Raw genomic sequence first — 15,166 nt, 5'->3', positions numbered from 1 at the left:
CTTTATTTTTAAAATGAATCGTTGTAAAGTACTTAATATGAACCAGTCAGAGAATGTGTCATTTGGTCAGTCTGGCAATCTAGCATCATATTGAACGACTTATTGACACATTTGTGAAATATTGAACAATATTTTTTTCGTCTATTTTGTGAATTACTGATCAAAGTCTCGGTTCTATTTGTGAAGTAGTGAGCAAATTAACAGTTTTAACCGGAAATGGAGGAGAAAGCATGAGTGAATTGGTATTAGCCCGTATACAATTTGCATCAACAACGTTGTTTCACTTCTTGTTTGTGCCGATGTCTATCGGGCTTGTGTTTATGGTTGCGTTGATGGAGACTCTTTATCTTGTGAAGAAAAATGAGCTGTACCTCAAAATGGCAAAGTTTTGGGGGCACTTATTCTTAATAAATTTCGCAGTCGGTGTTGTAACGGGGATTTTGCAAGAATTCCAGTTTGGGTTGAACTGGTCTGATTACTCCCGTTTTGTCGGAGATGTATTTGGCGCTCCGCTTGCGATTGAAGCATTATTGGCGTTTTTCATGGAATCTATCTTTATCGGATTATGGATTTTCGGCTGGGACCGCCTGCCGAAAAAAATTCACGCTCTCTGCATTTGGCTCGTGTCATTCGGAACGATTATGTCATCTTTCTGGATTTTAACAGCGAACTCCTTTATGCAGGAGCCGGTCGGCTTTACGATCAAAAACGGCCGCGCGGAAATGAACGACTTTGCCGCGCTGATTACAAATCCTCAGCTTTGGGTTGAATTCCCGCACGTCATTTTTGGTGCGCTTGCCACCGGGGCTTTCTTTATTGCCGGAGTGAGTGCTTTTAAACTATTGAAGAAAAAAGAAGTGCCGTTCTTTAAACAATCTTTTAAACTCGCAATGATCGTCGGCCTTTGTGCCGGTCTTGGCGTCGGCCTTAGCGGACACATGCAGGCTGAGCACTTGATGGAATCACAGCCGATGAAAATGGCTGCCAGTGAAGGACTTTGGGAAGACAGCGGCGACCCTGCTGCTTGGACGGCTTTTGCTACGATTGATACAAAAAATGAAAAAAGCTCAAACGAAATCAAAGTTCCTTATGCATTGAGCTACTTGGCTTATCAGAAATTCAGCGGAAGTGTCAAAGGGATGAAAACACTTCAGGCTGAGTACGAAAAAATATACGGAAAAGGCGACTACATTCCGCCTGTCAAAACGACTTTCTGGAGCTTCCGCATCATGGTTGGCGCAGGTGTTGTCATGATTCTTGCTGCGTTAGGCGGCCTTTGGTTAAACCGGCGCAAAAAGCTTGAAAACAGCAAATGGTATTTGCGCATTATGATCGCATTGATTTCCTTCCCGTTTCTTGCGAACTCCGCGGGCTGGATTATGACAGAAATCGGGCGTCAGCCGTGGACGGTCATGGGCTTGATGACAACTGCTCAATCCGTGTCGCCTAACGTAACGGCGGGCTCCCTGTTATTCTCAATCATCGCATTTGGTGTGATGTACTTGATTCTGGGTGCACTGCTTGTCTTCTTGTTCATCCGTGAGATCAAAAAAGGTGCGGAGCATAGTGATCATCACGATGTTCCTGTAACAACAGATCCATTTAGTCAGGAGGTATACCATGGCATCTCTTCATGATCTTTGGTTTATACTCGTTGCTGTATTGTTTGTAGGATTTTTCTTTTTGGAAGGCTTTGATTTCGGGGTCGGCATGGCGACCCGTTTTCTTGGCCATAATGAGTTAGAACGCAGAGTGCTGATCAACACGATCGGGCCGTTTTGGGACGCGAATGAAGTATGGCTTTTGACTGGTGCAGGCGCCATTTTCGCGGCGTTTCCGAACTGGTATGCAACGATGCTGAGCGGTTATTACATTCCGTTTGTCATTGTGCTGCTTGCGTTAATGGGCCGCGGGGTTGCGTTTGAGTTTCGCGGCAAGGTTGATCATTTAAAATGGGTAAAGGTTTGGGACTGGGTCGTTTTCTTCGGCAGTCTGATTCCTCCATTTGTGCTTGGTGTGCTGTTCACGACATTATTCCGCGGGATGCCGATTGATGCCGATATGAACATTCACGCACATCTATCCGATTATATCAATGTATACTCTGTACTTGGCGGTGTGACTGTAACACTTCTTTGCTTCCAGCATGGATTAATGTTTATCACGCTGCGTACGATTGGTGATTTGCAAAATCGCGCCCGGAAAATGGCGCAAAAGATAATGGGTGTTGTTTTTGTAGCGGTTCTTGCCTTCGCGGCCCTTTCTGCCTATCAGACAGACATGTTTACTCGCCGCGGCGAGATTACCATTCCGCTCGTTGTTTTGATTGTCATCTGCTTTATGCTCGCGGCTGTATTTATCCGTAAGAAAAAAGACGGCTGGACATTTGGGATGACAGGCGCGGGGCTGGCGCTGACTGTAGGAATGATCTTTATTTCATTATTCCCTCGGGTGATGGTCAGCTCGCTTCAAAGCGCGTACGATTTAACAGTAGCTAACGCTTCTTCCGGTGATTATTCGCTTAAAGTCATGTCAATTGCAGCATTAACGCTATTGCCGTTTGTCATCGGCAGTCAGATCTGGAGCTATTATGTCTTCCGGAAGCGCGTCAGCCATAAGGAGCCTATGACTTATTAATGGGAAAAGACCTGTTTCGATATAAAGGAATGAAGCGGATTCTCACCGTGATTACTTGTTTAACGCTGATTCAGACAGCCGCTATTATTATGCAGGCAGAGTGGCTGAGTGAAGCCGTAACCGGACTGTTCAACGGGAAGAGCATTGCCTCCCTGTTTCCGGTGATCGGCTTTTTCCTTATCGCTTTTGTCGCCCGGCACGGGGTGACGGTGGCGCGCCAGAAAATCGTCTATCAATATGCCGCCCGGACAGGGGCAGATTTGAGAAAAAGTTTTCTTGATCAGCTGTTCCGATTAGGCCCCCGCTTTGCAAAGAAAGAGGGGACGGGGCAAATGGTGACCCTAGCGATGGAAGGCATCAGCCAGTTCCGCCGCTACCTTGAGCTGTTTCTGCCGAAAATGGTCAGTATGGCGATTGTGCCTGCGGCGGTTGTCATTTATGTGTTTTTTCAGGATCGCACATCAGCCGTCATTTTAGTTGCTGCTATGCCGATTCTGATCATCTTTATGGTTCTCCTCGGCCTTGTCGCACAGAGAAAAGCGGATCGTCAGTGGAAATCCTATCAGAGACTTTCCAATCATTTTGTTGATTCTCTTCGCGGGCTGGAGACATTGCGTTTCCTAGGTTTGAGCAAGTCGCACAGCAAAAATATTTTCTATGTTAGTGAGCGGTATCGGAAAGCAACGATGAGCACGCTTCGGGTGGCATTTTTATCTTCATTCGCCCTTGATTTTTTCACGATGCTGTCGGTGGCGACAGTCGCAGTGTTTCTGGGCCTGCGCCTCATTGACGGCGATATTTTGCTTGGCCCGGCTTTAACGGCGCTTATTCTCGCACCTGAATATTTTCTGCCGGTGCGGGAAGTGGGGAATGATTATCATGCAACGCTGAACGGACAGGAAGCAGGCAAAACCATTCAAGAGATTTTGTCGCAGCCTGGTTTTAAAGAAGAGGCGCCGCTTCAGCTTGAGGCTTGGTCCGATCAGGATGAGCTGAAGCTGTCAGGTGTGTCAGTCGGCCGGTCGGTGTCCGATATTGATCTGTCATTCAAAGGCAAGAAAAAAATCGGCATCATTGGTGCAAGCGGTGCGGGAAAATCAACTTTAATTGATATCCTCGGCGGTTTTTTGGAGCCGAATGGCGGTACGATAGAGGTCAATGGTTCAGAACGGTCCCACTTGCAGGACGGCAGCTGGCAGAAAAACCTCCTTTATATCCCGCAGCATCCGTACATTTTTGATGATACACTGGCGAACAACATTCGCTTCTATCATCCAAGCGCTTCGGCTGAGGATACTGCCCGCGCAGCTGCCGCGGCGGGACTGGCGGAGCTGGTGGACAACCTTCCGGACGGATTAGAGGGACGGATCGGGGAAGGCGGCCGGGCGCTCAGCGGCGGCCAAGCCCAGCGTGTCGCGTTGGCCCGCGCCTTCTTGGGAAACCGCCCGATCCTGCTGCTGGATGAGCCGACCGCCCATCTAGATATCGAAACAGAATATGAAATAAAAGAAACGATGTTGGATTTATTTGAGGATAAGCTCGTCTTTCTCGCGACTCACCGCCTTCACTGGATGCTCGATATGGATGAAATTATCGTGCTGGACGGGGGCAGGATTGCGGAAATCGGGACTCACGATGAATTGCTGGAGAAAAACGGTGTGTACACCAAACTCGTGGAGGCACAACTGGGGGAAAGAGCATGAAGAAAGAAGAATGGATTCTGCCGTATATCAAGCAAAATGCCCGCCTGTTCGTTCTGGTTATCTTTTTGGGCGCGGTGACAATTTTTTCTGCTGCTTTTCTTATGTTCACCTCAGGGTTTTTGATCTCTAAGGCGGCGACAAGACCGGAAAACATCCTGCTTATTTATGTGCCGATTGTCGCTGTGCGCACCTTTGGGATTGCACGGTCTGTGTCACGGTATGTGGAACGCCTCGTCGGCCATCACATCATTTTGAAAATCGTGTCCGACATGCGCGTCCGCCTCTACAACATGCTTGAGCCGGGTGCCTTGCTGCTGCGTTCCCGTTTTCGCACGGGGGATATGCTCGGCATTTTGTCTGAGGATATTGAGCATTTGCAGGATGCCTTCTTAAAAACAATTTTTCCTGCCATCTCGGCCTTGCTCCTGTATGCTGTTTCAGTGATTGCGCTCGGCTTCTTCTCTTGGCCGTTTGCCATATTGCTTGCGCTTTATTTGTTTGTTCTTGTTGTACTGTTTCCGGTTGTGTCTTTGCTCGTGACGAGAGCGAAGAATGCGAAGCTGAAAAGTGGACGGAATGTGCTGTACAGCCGTCTGACAGATGCTGTGATGGGTGTCAGCGACTGGATGTTCAGCGGACGCCGGCATGCGTTTATTGATTCCTATGAAAAAGAGGAACATGATTGGTTTGAGCTTGAACGGAAAAAACAACGCTTTACAAGATGGCGGGACTTTGCTGCGCAATGCCTTGTCGCCGGCCTAATTTTGCTGATGCTGTTTTGGACGGCGGGGCAGCATGCAGACGGCGAACTCGCCAAAACGATGATTGCGGCTTTTGTCCTTGTGGTGTTCCCGCTGACGGAAGCCTTTCTGCCGCTTTCAGATGCTTTGGGCGAAGTGCCTGGCTATCAGGATTCCATCAGACGCATGAACAAGGTGGTTCCTCAACCGGAGGCGTCACAAACAGAATCAGCGGCTGAAACGCTCGATCTCCATGATGTCACACTGTCATTTCGTGATGTGGCGTTTTCTTATGACAACAGCAGCCAAGTGCTGCACAACTTTTCCTTTACGTTGCGCCAAGGAGAAAAGATGGCGCTGCTCGGCAGGAGCGGGTCCGGGAAATCTACATCGCTCGCATTAATCGAGGGCGCTTTGAAACCGGGCTCAGGATCTGTGACGTTAAACGGTGTGGAGACATCGCTGTTAAAGGATCAGATTGCTGATGCGGTGGCCGTGTTAAACCAAAAACCGCACCTGTTCGATACAAGCATTCTGAACAACATCAGGCTTGGAAACGGAGAAGCAAGTGACGAGGATGTGCGCCGCGCCGCAAAACAGGTAAAGCTGCATGACTACATTGAGTCACTGCCTGACGGATATCATACTTCTGTTCAGGAAACCGGGATTAGGTTTTCCGGAGGAGAGCGCCAGCGGATCGCACTTGCGCGGATTTTGCTGCAGGATACGCCGATCATCATCCTTGATGAGCCGACAGTCGGCCTCGATCCCATCACTGAGCGTGAATTGATGGAAACGGTGTTTGAGGTGCTGAAAGGAAAAACGATTCTATGGATTACGCACCACCTTGCGGGAGTGGAAGCGGCCGATAAAATCGTGTTTCTCGAAAATGGCAAAACAGAAATGGAAGGAACCCATGAAGAACTGCTGGCGGCAAACGAACGATATCGCCGACTGTATCATCTTGACGTTCCTGTAAAATAGAAGACAGCCCCTAAGGCTGTCTTTTTTTGTTTGAAATAGAAAAGGTGCAGGAAAAATAGGAAGAGAAAGCAGAGGAGGGATAGAGATGAATATTCCAATTTGGACGGAGGAGCATGTGAGGGCCTCACTCCCTGAAAGAGAGACGGAAAGCCATAAAGGCACGTACGGTACTGCATTGCTGCTGGCGGGAAGCGACGACATGCCGGGCGCAGCGCTTCTTGCGGGGCTTGGGGCCATGCGGAGCGGGCTTGGAAAGCTTGTCATCGGTACGTCTGAAAGCGTGATCCCGCTGATTGTTCCTGTTCTGCCGGAGGCGACCTATTGGCGTGACGGCTGGAAAAAAGCGGCTGACGCTCAGCTTGAAGAGACGTACCGGGCCATTGCCATCGGACCGGGGCTTCCGCAAACCGAAAGTGTTCAGCAGGCAGTTGATCATGTGCTGGCGGCGGATTGCCCCGTTATTTTGGATGCCGGAGCGCTGGCGAAGCGTACATATCCGAAACGGGAGGCGCCCGTCATCCTCACGCCGCACCCGGGCGAGTTTTCCCGCATGACAGGGGTACCGGTGAAGGAATTGCAAAACAAAAGAGCGGAATATGCAAAGGAATGGGCGGCTCAGCTGCAGGCTGTCATTGTGTTAAAAGGGAATCAAACCGTTACCGCATTTCCCGATGGTGACTGCTGGCGCAACCCAACCGGAAACGGGGCACTCGCCAAAGGCGGAACCGGTGACACGCTGACGGGCATGATATTAGGCATGCTTTGCTGCCACGAAGACCCGAAGCATGCCATATTAAACGCAGTCTATCTGCACGGTGCGTGCGCTGAGCTCTGGACGGACGAGCACTCCGCTCATACGCTGCTCGCTCACGAGCTTTCTGATGTGCTGCCTCGTGTGTGGAAGCGATTTGAATGATAAAAAGCTGTCTTCATAGAGAAGACAGCTTTTCTTGATAACTCCGTTTTTTCAGACGCGGTTTCATCAATACATAATAAAGAACAGAAGGCACGGCCAAGCCGACAATCCATGCGATATCTCCGCCTCCAAACATTTTGGCAAGCGGTCCAATGTAAAAGGACGTATTGATAAACGGGATTTCAAGCAAGATGGACAGGACGAACGCAATCGTGGTAATCCAATTGATTTTTCCATACGGCCCGTTCACATCAAACATGGCTTTGACTTGATAGTTTCCGTGGCGGACGAAGTAGTAATCGACTAAATTGATTGCCGTCCAAGGTATTAAGAAATAACTGATGAAAAAGATAAAATTCAAAAACAGCTCCATAAAATTGCTTTGCCCGAGAAGGCTTAAGACTGTGCCGACAAGCGTGACGCCGAGGATCATGATGATTCTGACTTTGGGCGTGACTTTTAACTTCAGAAACGGCTCAAGCGTTGTTGTTGTAGACATGAAAGCTCCATACAGGTTAAAGACATTGATCGCCATTTGCCCAAATAACACAATGATTAGCATAATAAACGAGAAGGGGCCAAACAATTGGACAATCTGGCTGCCTGAGTTTGCCGTAAAGTCAGGAAGTGCTGTCGTCAGCAAAGCGCCGAGCAGCATCATCCAGATGGAGCTGACAGATGTACCTGCATAGCTGTACCAAAATGTTTGAGAAGCCGGTGTTTTAACTGGCAGATATCTAGAATAATCGGCAACATACGGTGCGTATGCAAGCTGCCACGTCGCGACTGCGCTGACCGCCACCAAGAAAATTGGCAGATCAACCGCTCCGGGAATCCAGCTGCCTGCCGGAATCGGCAATTGGAAAATGAGTATCGTTGCAGCAAAAAATACAGCAAAAGAGGTCCAAGAAAGGATTTTTTGCATTTTGTGAATCAAATCATGGCCGAAAATGGTGAGTAAAAAACATACGGCGCTTAAGCCTATAATGCTCCATGATCCCGGGATGGGAACAAAGCTGCTTAAGGTTCCAGCCGCCAGAATCGTGCTGCTTGCGAAGAAACCAAGGTAGATAAACATAACTAAGAAGAGGGGAAGAATCGCTCCAATTACGCCGAATTGGGCACGGCTTTGAATCATTTGCGGGATGCCAAGCTGAGGGCCTTGCGCGGAATGAGACGCCATAAATATGGCACCGATTAAGGTTCCGCAAATAATAGCGGCAACACTCCAAAACAGATTAAGTCCCATTGCAACGGGAATCGTGCCAGTCACTAACGTGGTGATATGCATATTAGCCCCGAACCATACGGGAAATAAATCTTTCGCTTTACCATGTCTTTCTTCATTCGGAATATATTCAATCGTTCGCCTTTCTACTTTCAATGCATCGTCCTCCATATATAATGAAATTTTGAAATTGACATAAAAACATAGCTTAACAGACTGTACCTCGCTTTACAAATTTAGATGTTCACGAAAACCGATGAGAAGCCAGTGAAGTCAATAGATCAAAAGAATTATAAAAAAAATGAACGCTTTTGAATCCGGTGTCGTCTCATAAGGCAGAAAAACAAAAAAGGGGGGATCGCGGCTATTGGATACACATGAAGAACACCAGCTGATTCAACAGGCAAAAGAGGGAGACGACGAGGCGTTTACAGCCCTTTTCCACTATCATTATTCTTTTTTATATAAATATTTGTTGAAGCTCTCTCTTCACCCTGATCTCAGCGAGGAACTTGTTCAGGAAACCTTTCTCAAAGGATACATTCATTTAAGAAGCTTCCAAGGCCGTTCCAAATTCTCCACGTGGCTGATTTCTATTGCTTCGAGGCTCTATCTCGATCACCAGAAAAAGAGAAAGAGAGAATGGAAACGGAATCAGGCGGTTACGGAGGAAGCAATCCGCAAGATCAAGTGGGACGTGTCAGCGAAAGCGGAAGAATGGAGCGAAGCGCTTGATCTGTTTTCAAAGCTGGACCCTAAACTGCGCACGCCAGTTTTATTAAGGCATTACTACGGCTATACCTATGCTGAAATCGGGCTGATGCTGCAGATCAGAGAAGGAACGGTAAAGTCTAGAGTCCATAAAGGGCTCCAGCAAATCAGAAAGGAGTGGGACGATGAATAAAGAAAAGCTTTCTATTCATTTAAAATCAGAATTGCAGAAAATTGATCAAACAGCCAATCCCTCTATACCAGATCAAAAAGAACTGCTTTACCAGCTGTTACAAATGAAAGCTGAACGCAGAAAAAAACTGCTGAAAGAGATCATCTTATTTGTATTCTGCGCGCTGATGGTTGTGAGTGCGGCAATCCTGGCATTCACTCAAGCTCCCGCTGTATTTATCGTACTTCAGGTTTGTGTGTTCGCGGTGCTGCCGATTTTGATTGCGGCTGAGAAAAAAAGACATCTTGGTGAATGGGAGGTGGAGCGCCGATGACACAATCAGAAATTGTCGTGGCGGTGGTTGCTTATCTCATCGTATTGGCGCAGGGAATCTTTTTATTTATTGATGCGAAAAAACGAGATCGTTTGGCATGGGTATGGGGAATTGTCGGACTGATTCAAGCACCGATTCCTCTGGTTTGCTATTACTTTTTTGTTATTAGGCCGGACCGGAAGAAAAGGGGGATCAAGCAATGAATATTTCTTGGGAAATGATTTTGCCGCTAATTGTATTGCAGCTTGTGCTGGCGGTGTTCGCTCTCATCAGCTGTATAAAGGAAGAGCGGACAAACGGGCCAAAGTGGATGTGGGCTGCAATTATTGTATGTATCAATATTATCGGGCCGATTTTATTTTTTACCGTCGGCAGAAAGCAAAGGTGAGAGGGCATGCTGTCTATTGAGTCATTATGCAAATCGTATCGGCATCATCAAGCTGTAAAGAATGTCAGTTTTCACGTGAATGAAAACGAGTGTGTTGCACTTTTAGGTCCCAATGGAGCCGGTAAAACCACAACGCTGCAAATGCTGGCCGGGCTGCTTTCGCCAACCTCTGGAACCATCAAGCTGTTAGGGGAGAAAAAACCCGACCGGCGTTTGATTGGGTACCTCCCGCAGTATCCTGCTTTTTATTCGTGGATGACCGCAAATGAATTTTTAACCTTTGCCGGGAGACTGTCCGGGCTTTCGAAGAAAAAATGCCAAGAGGAGATCGGCGGGATGCTGGAATTTGTCGGCTTGCAGGAATCCGCGCACAAAAGAATCGGCGGCTATTCAGGCGGCATGAAGCAAAGACTCGGGCTGGCACAGGCGCTGCTCCATAAACCGAAGCTGTTGATATTGGATGAACCGGTGTCTGCTCTTGATCCATCAGGACGGTTCGAGGTGCTGGACATGATGCGGGAGCTGAAGAAGCATATGGCTGTCCTGTTTTCTACACACGTTTTGCACGATGCGGAGCAGGTGTGTGATCAGGTGGTGATCATGAAAAACGGGGAGATTTCATGGAAAGGCGAATTACAGCAGCTGAAGAAACAGCATCAAACGAACGTTTTCACCCTTACAGTGAAAGAGAAGCTGAAGGGCTGGCTTGAAGAGAAGCCTTACGTCTCAGCTATTGTCTATATGAATCCGTCTCAAGCTGTTTTCGAGCTGCCTGATATACAGGCTGGCCGGACATTGCTGAGTGATTGTATCCGAACGGGCTTGACTGTCACTCATTTTGAACAGAAAACGGAGTCGCTTGAAGACGTCTATCTAAAGGTGGTGCACGCATGAAGGTGATGATAACGCTATTGCAGAAAGAATGGCTCGATGGGTGGAAAAGCGGCAAGCTGATCTGGCTGCCGATCGCAATGATGATTGTCGGGTTGACACAGCCGCTGACCATTTATTATATGCCGGAAATCATTGAACACGGAGGAAACCTTCCTGACGGCATGAAAATCAGTTTTACGATGCCTTCTGGGTCTGAAGTGATGGTCAGCACGCTTTCTCAATTCAACACGCTTGGCATGGCTCTGGTCATCTTCAGCGTCATGGGCAGCGTGGCGAATGAAAGAAATCAAGGCGTAACGTCGCTGATCATGTCACGGCCTGTGACGGCAGCCCATTATATCGTGAGCAAATGGCTCACCCAAAGCGTGATCGGCATTGCGTCATTTGCAGCTGGATACGGGCTTGCTTATTATTACGTCCGGCTGCTGTTTGAGGACACATCATTCAGCCGTTTTGCCGTAAGTCTTGGCCTCTACGCTCTTTGGATCATGTTTATTGTGACAGCCGGCCTTGCCGGAAGCACGATGTTTCGGTCTCTCGGAGCAGCCGCGGCTGTCGGGATCGGGCTGACAGCTGCAGTTTCCTTTGCTGTTTCGCTATTTCCTGATGGTGCGAAATGGCTTCCGGCTGCGCTTTGCAAGCAGGCGGAGCATATCCTTCTTCATGGAGAGCGGGCGGATTTTTTCGGATGGTCGCTCACATTCTCCATTTTGTGCATCGTGCTTCTGGCCATGTTTTCAGTATGGCGCTTCCGGCGGTATGAAAGCTATTAATTGATCATGTTGCGCTTTTGCACAAGCATTACAAGAAAGGCGGCCAATGCCAGCGACCCGGCTCCATAAAAAACCTCGGACAGCCCGAAAAGCTGTGCGGTTTTTCCTGCAAGAAGGGGACCGAGGAAGATACCCAGCGCATAAAACGATTGATAAAACCCCATAACCGACATTTTCAAACGGGCAGAACTGATATCGACGACAAGGCTTAGCAGCAGAGGAAATACGAAACCGAGCGCCAGCCCGATGCAGGCGTGTGTGATGCAAACTGTGAACAATGTAGCTGAAAAAGGAACGAATAGCAAACAGACTCCGATGACAGCAAAACTGATGAGCATCACCGAGTAAGCGATTCGGCTTGTGAAACGCAGAAACACGAAGCTTAATGTGGCGGCTGCGTGAGGGAGGAAAAAGGCGCTCATCACCCAAAGCATCTCCGCGTCGCCCATTCCGAGCTGATTAATGAAAAGCGGCGTAAATCCAAACACTGTCATAAATAATACCGCATGGGCCGTCATGGATAGAATGGTGAAAAGCTTCAGCTTCGGCAGCTGGAATGTGTCTTTGAGGTATTGCGGCACACGGATTGTATCACGGTTCGCGGGAGGAGCCGACGGATCTTTAATAAAACAGCAGATCACTAGACCGGCGGCAGAGGCTGCGAGCGCCATCCAAAATGGAACCTGCCTGCCTAAGTGGGCTGCCGCAAGCCCGCAGAACACAATACTGACAAACTGAGGCATGACGGTGAAAAACTGCATGATGCCCATTGCTTTTGATGCATTGTCATTGTTGAAATAATGCGCGTATAAAATGGTCGCCATTACCCACATGGAAGCGGTTATCCCTGCAAACAGCCGGGCGGCCAGCACGAAGAAGAAAGAATCAAACATCAGAAAAAGCAGGCTGCTGAGGACAGAAAACCCAAACCCGGCAATTAACAATTGCTTGCGCAGAGAAAACAGGATGTCTGACAGAAGGCCGAGCGGGAATCGCAGAAGGATTTGCGTAACGCCGTAGCTGCCGAGAATGATGCCGATTGCGCCGTATGAAAAGTGCAGATCCTCCAAATACAGGCTGAATACAGGAACATAAATATAACCTGAGAACCAAAAGCAAAATACCATACATAAAAAAACGGCGTGATCTAAAGCGCCGATTGTTTTTTTCTGAGGAATCATGTCCTGCTGTAATTCCATCGTTCTCTCCACCCCTTTCCTTCCAGTACAACACAATTGCTGAAAGCGTTTCAATAGAAAAACAAAAAAACAGGACTTCAAAAAAGCCCTGTTTGTTGTTTTTAATACGGATCAGACGGATGGCTTTCCTGTTCAGCCTGCCTTGCAGCCTGTTCAGTCTCTGTTGTGCCGATCGGTCCGTTGCTGTTGTTTTCTGAGACTTTTTTCAGACCTTCCGCCACGCGTTTTCCATAGTCCGGATCAGCTTTTGTGAAATTTTCAATCATCTGATCCTGGATTTCTTTTCGGCATGTAGAAAGCGTATTAACTAGATTCGTGATCAATTCGTTCCGTTCAAATTCGGTAAATCTCCGGTACGTTTCTCCGGCCTGTCCGAAGTTGTTCGTTCTGTCGATCGCTTCACGTTTTACATCACCTTCGACATGCGGAGTATGATCTTTTCCATCCTGCTTCGCTTCCTTTAGCCCGCCCATAATCGATGGCTCATAGTTGACGTGCGGATTTTGGCCTTCTGCTCTATCGACCCGATATTGCATTTGCCCGCCTTCCTGGTTGGTGGCAACATGCTTTTTCGGCGAGTTGATCGGAAGCTGCAGGTAATTTGCACCTACACGGTAGCGCTGCGTATCTGAGTAGGCAAACGTCCGCCCCTGAAGCAGCTTATCATCTGAGAAATCAAGTCCGTCAACAAGCACTCCCGTTCCGAATGAAGCTTGTTCCACTTCTGCATGGTAGTTTTCCGGGTTTTTGTTAAGCACCAATTTGCCGATCGGTTTCCATGGGAAATCGTCTTTATACCATAGCTTTGTCGGATCGAGTGGATCAAAGTCCAGTTCAGGATGCTCATCATCGCTCATGATTTGAGCATACACTTCCCATTCCGGATAATCTCCATTTTCAATCGCTTCATACAAATCCTGTGTAGCATGGTTAAAGTTTTTCCCTTGAATCTCTTCCGCTTCCTTCTGTGTCAGGTTGCGGATGCCCTGCTTCGGTTCGAAATGGTATTTCACGAGAACGGCTTTGCCTTCCTCATTCACCCATTTATAGGCGTGTACGCCCGAACCCTGCATTTGCCGGTAGTTGGCTGGGATGCCCCAAGGCGAAAACAAGAAGGTGATCATATGTGTCGCTTCAGGAGACTGAGAAATGAAGTCGAAAATACGTTCACCATCTTGGATATTGGTCACTGGGTCAGGCTGAAACGCGTGCACAAGATCCGGAAATTTAAGCGGGTCGCGGATAAAAAAGATTTTCAGATTGTTCCCGACCAAATCCCAGTTTCCGTCTTCGGTATAAAGCTTAAGGGCAAAACCGCGCGGGTCTCTCAATGTTTCTGGTGAGTGTTTTCCATGATTTACCGTAGAAAAACGGACAAATGCCGGCGTTTTCTTGCCTTTTTCCTGAAAAAGCTTGGCCCGGGTGTACTTTGAAATCGGCTCGTCTCCAAAGCTTCCGTAAGCTTCAAAATACCCGTGTGCACCCGCTCCTCTGGCATGAACAACCCGCTCAGGGATGCGTTCACGGTCAAAGTGGCTGATTTTTTCGAGAAAATCGTAGTTCTCAAGTGTTGTAGGTCCTCTGTTCCCGACAGTTCTCACATTTTGGTTGTCAGTGACAGGGTGCCCCTGTCTATTCGTTAAGGTATCCTCTGATTCGTTTTCCCCGGATGTCTTATGAGAAAGCGCATCCTCGCTGCTTTGGGCATTTGTTCCGTGATGTTTGTTTTGATGATTATCTTTCATTGGTTGACCCTCCTTTTTAGAACGGTAACAATATTCCCTTAATGGAAAGATTTTAAAACAGCCGTTTTTTTTTATCGGGGTCGGGAATGGTACAATGTACAAAAATCGGTAAAAGGAGAGGTCGATTCGTGACGAGAGAAAAAAATCCGCTGCCCATCACGTTTTACCAAAGAACCGCCCTTGAGCTTGCCCCGGCGCTTCTCGGCTGCCTTCTGGTAAAAGAAACAGACGAAGGCACAGCGTCAGGCTATATTGTGGAAACAGAAGCCTATATGGGCGCCGGAGACAGAGCGGCCCACAGCTTTAATAACCGCCGGACGAAACGGACTGAGATTATGTTTGCAGAAGCTGGGCGGGTGTATACATACGTGATGCACACCCATACATTGCTGAATGTCGTTGCCGCAGAAGCAGATGTCCCGCAAGCGGTCTTAATCAGGGCCATTGAGCCTCATGAAGGCCAGCTGTTAATGGAGGAGAGGAGGACGGGCCGGCATCCGAGGGAATGGACAAACGGGCCCGGAAAGCTGACGAAAGCGCTTGGCGTCACGATGAATGACTACGGACGCTGGATCACGGAACAGCCGCTTTACATCGAAGGCGGGTATACACCGGAAGAAATTTCAACCGGCCCGCGTATCGGCATCGACAACAGCGGAGAGGCGCGCGATTATCCGTGGCGTTTCTGGGTGACGGGAAACAGGTACGTGTCGCGGTAGCATGTTTAAGCAAAAGGCAATCA

15 protein-coding genes are annotated in these 15,166 nt (G+C 48.3%); 12 read left to right on the top strand and 3 right to left on the bottom strand.

Features of this window, described 5'->3' with window-relative positions; genetic code table 11:
• Positions 1 to 230 precede the first annotated feature (230 nt).
• From cydA to GYO_RS41900, 5 genes are all read left to right on the top strand, one after another.
• Entirely contained in the window at positions 231 to 1,637 is a 1,407-nt protein-coding gene (gene cydA, locus GYO_RS41920) for a cytochrome ubiquinol oxidase subunit I (RefSeq protein ID WP_014115674.1), read from the top strand.
• Positions 1,621 to 2,637, top strand: coding sequence for a cytochrome d ubiquinol oxidase subunit II (gene cydB / locus GYO_RS41915; protein ID WP_014115673.1), 1,017 nt, complete (start codon positions 1,621 to 1,623; stop codon positions 2,635 to 2,637). Before cydA ends, cydB begins: the two co-directional genes overlap by 17 nt.
• Positions 2,637 to 4,340 (top strand): thiol reductant ABC exporter subunit CydD, encoded by a 1,704-nt coding sequence (gene cydD / locus GYO_RS41910; RefSeq protein ID WP_014115672.1) that lies wholly within the window; start codon positions 2,637 to 2,639, stop codon positions 4,338 to 4,340. Before cydB ends, cydD begins: the two co-directional genes overlap by 1 nt.
• A complete protein-coding gene (cydC, locus tag GYO_RS41905; protein ID WP_014115671.1) occupies positions 4,337 to 6,064 on the top strand; it encodes a thiol reductant ABC exporter subunit CydC in 1,728 nt (575 codons plus the stop codon). Before cydD ends, cydC begins: the two co-directional genes overlap by 4 nt.
• Positions 6,065 to 6,149: 85 nt before the next feature.
• On the top strand, positions 6,150 to 6,980 hold the full coding sequence (locus GYO_RS41900; RefSeq protein WP_014115670.1) for an NAD(P)H-hydrate dehydratase: 831 nt from the start codon (positions 6,150 to 6,152) through the stop codon (positions 6,978 to 6,980).
• A gap of 13 nt (positions 6,981 to 6,993) precedes the next feature.
• On the opposite strand, the gene GYO_RS41895 is transcribed toward GYO_RS41900, so the two are convergent.
• Positions 6,994 to 8,364: a cytosine permease gene (locus GYO_RS41895; RefSeq protein ID WP_014115669.1), complete on the bottom strand. Its 1,371-nt coding sequence runs from the start codon at positions 8,362 to 8,364 to the stop codon at positions 6,994 to 6,996.
• A gap of 211 nt (positions 8,365 to 8,575) precedes the next feature.
• On the opposite strand from GYO_RS41895, the gene sigY reads away from it, so the two are divergent.
• Genes sigY through GYO_RS41865 form a run of 6 tightly spaced genes read left to right on the top strand, consistent with a single transcriptional unit; the run spans position 8,576 to position 11,480 of the window.
• Positions 8,576 to 9,112 (top strand): RNA polymerase sigma factor SigY, encoded by a 537-nt coding sequence (sigY, locus tag GYO_RS41890; protein ID WP_014115668.1) that lies wholly within the window; start codon positions 8,576 to 8,578, stop codon positions 9,110 to 9,112.
• A complete protein-coding gene (locus GYO_RS41885) occupies positions 9,105 to 9,425 on the top strand; it encodes a YxlC family protein (protein ID WP_014115667.1) in 321 nt (106 codons plus the stop codon). Before sigY ends, GYO_RS41885 begins: the two co-directional genes overlap by 8 nt.
• On the top strand, positions 9,422 to 9,628 hold the full coding sequence (gene yxlD, locus GYO_RS41880) for a sigma Y negative regulator YxlD (RefSeq protein WP_014115666.1): 207 nt from the start codon (positions 9,422 to 9,424) through the stop codon (positions 9,626 to 9,628). Before GYO_RS41885 ends, yxlD begins: the two co-directional genes overlap by 4 nt.
• Positions 9,625 to 9,813: a sigma Y negative regulator YxlE gene (gene yxlE, locus GYO_RS41875; protein ID WP_003218770.1), complete on the top strand. Its 189-nt coding sequence runs from the start codon at positions 9,625 to 9,627 to the stop codon at positions 9,811 to 9,813. The genes yxlD and yxlE overlap by 4 nt, the downstream gene beginning before the upstream one ends.
• Positions 9,814 to 9,819: 6 nt before the next feature.
• Entirely contained in the window at positions 9,820 to 10,707 is an 888-nt protein-coding gene (locus GYO_RS41870; RefSeq protein WP_014115665.1) for an ABC transporter ATP-binding protein, read from the top strand.
• Positions 10,704 to 11,480: an ABC transporter permease gene (locus tag GYO_RS41865; RefSeq protein ID WP_014115664.1), complete on the top strand. Its 777-nt coding sequence runs from the start codon at positions 10,704 to 10,706 to the stop codon at positions 11,478 to 11,480. Before GYO_RS41870 ends, GYO_RS41865 begins: the two co-directional genes overlap by 4 nt.
• Here GYO_RS41865 and GYO_RS41860 read toward each other — a convergent pair.
• Together GYO_RS41860 and katX are read right to left on the bottom strand one after the other, a co-directional pair.
• The gene (locus tag GYO_RS41860) at positions 11,477 to 12,679 is read right to left on the bottom strand and encodes an MFS transporter (RefSeq protein WP_014115663.1); all 1,203 of its coding nucleotides are present in this window, start codon (positions 12,677 to 12,679) and stop codon (positions 11,477 to 11,479) included. The two genes, GYO_RS41865 and GYO_RS41860, sit on opposite strands and share 4 nt — an antisense overlap.
• Before the next feature lie 101 nt (positions 12,680 to 12,780).
• Complete coding sequence (gene katX, locus GYO_RS41855) at positions 12,781 to 14,424, bottom strand: catalase KatX (protein WP_014115662.1); 1,644 nt, start codon at positions 14,422 to 14,424, stop codon at positions 12,781 to 12,783.
• A gap of 128 nt (positions 14,425 to 14,552) precedes the next feature.
• On the opposite strand from katX, the gene GYO_RS41850 reads away from it, so the two are divergent.
• Positions 14,553 to 15,143 (top strand): DNA-3-methyladenine glycosylase, encoded by a 591-nt coding sequence (locus tag GYO_RS41850; protein WP_014115661.1) that lies wholly within the window; start codon positions 14,553 to 14,555, stop codon positions 15,141 to 15,143.
• The last annotated feature ends 23 nt before the right edge of the window (positions 15,144 to 15,166 follow it).

It is taken from the genome of Bacillus spizizenii TU-B-10, from assembly GCF_000227465.1.
Taxonomy (GTDB): Bacteria; Bacillota; Bacilli; order Bacillales; family Bacillaceae; genus Bacillus; species Bacillus spizizenii.
This window is presented reverse-complemented; position numbering and strand designations above follow the sequence as displayed.